Annotated in this window: 3 protein-coding genes; 2 read left to right on the forward strand and 1 reads right to left on the reverse strand. The window is 67.1% G+C overall.

The features are described 5' to 3' along the window. Positions 1-463 precede the first annotated feature (463 nt). Positions 464-670, forward strand: coding sequence for a winged helix-turn-helix domain-containing protein (locus tag ACFYX0_RS47210; protein WP_388981886.1), 207 nt, complete (start codon positions 464-466; stop codon positions 668-670). Here the strand turns inward: ACFYX0_RS47210 and ACFYX0_RS47215 are convergent. Beyond that, the gene (locus tag ACFYX0_RS47215; protein WP_388981881.1) at positions 648-1,256 is read right to left on the reverse strand and encodes an ester cyclase; all 609 of its coding nucleotides are present in this window, start codon (positions 1,254-1,256) and stop codon (positions 648-650) included. The two genes, ACFYX0_RS47210 and ACFYX0_RS47215, sit on opposite strands and share 23 nt — an antisense overlap. Positions 1,257-1,550: 294 nt before the next feature. Between ACFYX0_RS47215 and ACFYX0_RS47220 the strand changes: the two genes are divergently transcribed. After that, positions 1,551-2,240: a TetR/AcrR family transcriptional regulator gene (locus ACFYX0_RS47220; protein WP_388981884.1), complete on the forward strand. Its 690-nt coding sequence runs from the start codon at positions 1,551-1,553 to the stop codon at positions 2,238-2,240. The last annotated feature ends 990 nt before the right edge of the window (positions 2,241-3,230 follow it).

The following is a 3,230-nucleotide window of genomic DNA, read 5'->3' on the forward strand; positions in this document are numbered from 1 at the left end:
CGCCGCCTGAACACCCCACCTGCCCCGTCACGCCCGCGCACCGGCACGGCCACCCCGCCAAGCCGGCCACCAGCCTGCCCACACGACACCCGATCTTCCGGGAACGTCACGCTTCGCGTGACGTTCCCGGAAACCAGCACGAACCCCTATGAACCAGCCCCGCCAGGGTTGACGAAACAGATAGGGGCACCCCCCCGTTACCTTGTCCATCTCGAGGCGGAAGGTGCCGTACGGGTTGACGTTGGACCCGAACAGGGCGGTCAGACCGCGCCGGTCCTCGTCCGCCAGCTTCTTCGCCACTCTGTCTCGGCCAGAACCTGCTGGAACAGCAACGGTTTGACGTGCACGTGGCTGGCCTGGCGCAGGTGCAGGGACGGCATCGACGTTTCCGGCTTGCTCCTGTGCGCCGCTGATCGGCCGGAAGTTCCACTTCTCGTACAGCGTCTCCGGCGTCACGCGGCTGCTGCACCGCACGGGCTACAGCGTGCAGATGCCCGCCCGGCCCGCAGTTGAACGCGACGAGGACGCAATCACCGCATGGCGGGAGGTGACCTGGCAGGAGGTAAACCTCCCGGTCGGCGACCGGCGCCGTCATCCGCTTCAAGGCGAAACGGTTATGACCGGCCGTCCGCTCAAGGGCCTGCTCGCTACTTGCTCGCTGTGGCAGTGACCTGGCTCTGACCGCGGAGCGCGTCGAGGAACGCGCCGAAGTTCCCTTCCGACCAGTGCTCGACGGACTGGCCGTTGATCACGCGGTCGATGGAGATGCCGGTGAGCTGGATGAAGTGGTGGGACGGCGGGATCCCGAAGATCGTCTTGTCGGCCGTACCCTCCATCTCCCAGCGTGTGACGACCTTGTCGCCCTCCACGATCTGGTCGAGCACGGTCATCTTGAAGCCGGTCAGCCCCGCCTTGATGTTGAGGTCGCCCGCGATCCAGCTCGCGCGGGTCTCGGGACCGTTGAACCCGTGGAGCAGCAGGTTCTTCGAGATGAAGGTGTTGAAGCCGGCGGTCAGGTCCCCGTTGTAGCTGTTGTAGTAGGCCCAGGCGGCCTGCAGCGGCGACGGGTAATGGGAGTGGGAGGAGGCGGCGGCCGCGGTGGCGGGCTTTGCCTGGCTCTGTGCCACGGCCGGGACAGCCATGGCGGTCAGGGCCGCGGCGACGGCAAGTCCGGTCACCGCGCCGACCACCTTCCGGCGTCGCCTGGAGGCGGGGACGAGGGCGGATGCGGCCTCGGGGGTCTTCTTGGCGATCACGGGAACTCCTTGACGAATCGGGTGTCTCACGGCACCCAAGTACTTGACGTGTCAATTATTAAGACCCTCGTCTGACAACCGTCAAGCGGTGTGACCTGGATCATCCAGAATGCTCGACCGGCATGCAAGACTTGGTTCCCGCACCGCAGGGACGCAGCACCGCCTGCGGGCCACGAAAGGACGCCGGCCGGCACGGCCGTGCGGCCGACGAGGGAAGGCCCGAGGCGAGGACCGGCCCACCGCGCGATGCGCCCGCACAGAAAAGACGGCGAACCCAGCCGATGGAGCGTACGCATGACCAGGACCAGGCCCACCGATGCCGAACACAGCGACGCAACGCAGGCAACCGGGACTCCTGCCCGCGGAAAGTACGCCCCCGTCCAACTCTGCGACAGCGACATCCTCAGACGCGGCCTCGACACCTTTGCCGAACTCGGCTACGCCGCAACCACCATGCGGGAACTAGCCCGGCGGCTCGGCGTCAGCCACAACTTCATCAACGACCGCTACGGATCAAAGGCGAGTTTCTGGCGCGCCGCGGTGGACTTCGCACTGCTGGACGCCCAACCCGAACTCAACCAGCTCATGGCGGAGCACCACGACGACGAGGAACGCCTCACAAGCGTCGTCGTCCAGCTCTACCGACTGGCCGCCAACGCCCCGCAGATAAACCGGCTCATAGCGGATGAGTCGGCCCGCGACTCCAACCGCCTGGACTACCTCCACCAACGGTTCATCAAACCGTTCTGGGACAGCATCGAACCCACCATCGACCGACTCGTCGCAGCCGGACGCATCCCGCCCACGCCGACGCACACCCTGTACTTCGCCGTCGTCGGCCCCGCCCTGGCACTGGCCCAAACGCCCATCGCCGACCGGCTCAACCCAACCGCCTCCCCGATGGCAGCACAGAACAGAAACAGCACAGCCGAAGCGCTCTCCAGCCTCGTTCTCCGCGGCCTGCTTCCACCCCCCATGAGCTGACAAGACGATCAGCAGCGAGAAAGGTGGGTCCCGTTGGGGCGGACGCCTGCTCAAACGTCGCCAGGTAGCCGCGCGCTTTCACGAGGCGAGCTGTCCGGCTGGTGATCAAGAAAGCAGAAAGTGCCTCTGACCAGCGAGAATGAGGATTATTGAGGTCCCTGTTCCCGCCATCGTCGGAGGCACTTTCCAGGTGAAGGTGCGACACGAGGTCGCGTGTGCTGAGTGGACGCTCTCGGAGAGGGGGTCGGCGGTGACGCCGATGACAGGGTAGTCCCGGGTTCGTGTCCGATGACCCGTCCCCGCCTGGACGTGCGTCGCTGGTAACGGCGGGGTGCGAAGCTCCAGGAAGAAGCCCAAGGACCTCCGTTCCACCCGGAGGTGACAGGCAAGGGGAAGGCCGGACGGGCGAACACCAGTGAACCCTCGATGACGCCTCGTGAGAGAAGCCCCCGCCGGTGGGATGCAGCAGCGGGGTGAGGGCGGGCCGCTGTGAGGCGGCAGGCGCCGGGCGGATGTTTCACGCCGCCCGGGTGGACACCGCCGCCCCGGGGCATAGAGGGCGCCCACCCCGGCCGCATCTCGCATGCGCGGAACGTGGAAACCCCGACGGAGGCCGCTGCCCTTGGTGGGCGGCGGTGGGCCGACCGTGAGGAAGGCTGACGTCTCCGGCGGGACAGGACGGCTCAAGAAGCGAATGCCGGTGGGCCGAAAGGCCAGGGGAAACCGGGACAGCACGTGCGGCGGCCTCTCCGCTGCGGTCCTGGCCAACTCGCCGGATACCGGGCCCTGTTGCCCGGGTCCGAAAGGACGCAGACGTGAGCCGGGTGAGCCTGTGGGGAGGGACGATGGCAACAGCGGCAGTACCGAAGGACAAGTTGGACGCCCCGGCGGTAGTCGATGGTGTCCCGCTGGTTGGTGCAGCCGATCACTGTGAGGGCGTGCGCCGGGACGTGTGCTCACGCGGGTTGCGCTCCCTGCCTGTGGAGCGGG

The organism is Streptomyces sp. NPDC002573, assembly GCF_042889625.1.
Lineage (GTDB): Bacteria > Actinomycetota > Actinomycetes > Streptomycetales > Streptomycetaceae > Streptomyces > Streptomyces gibsoniae.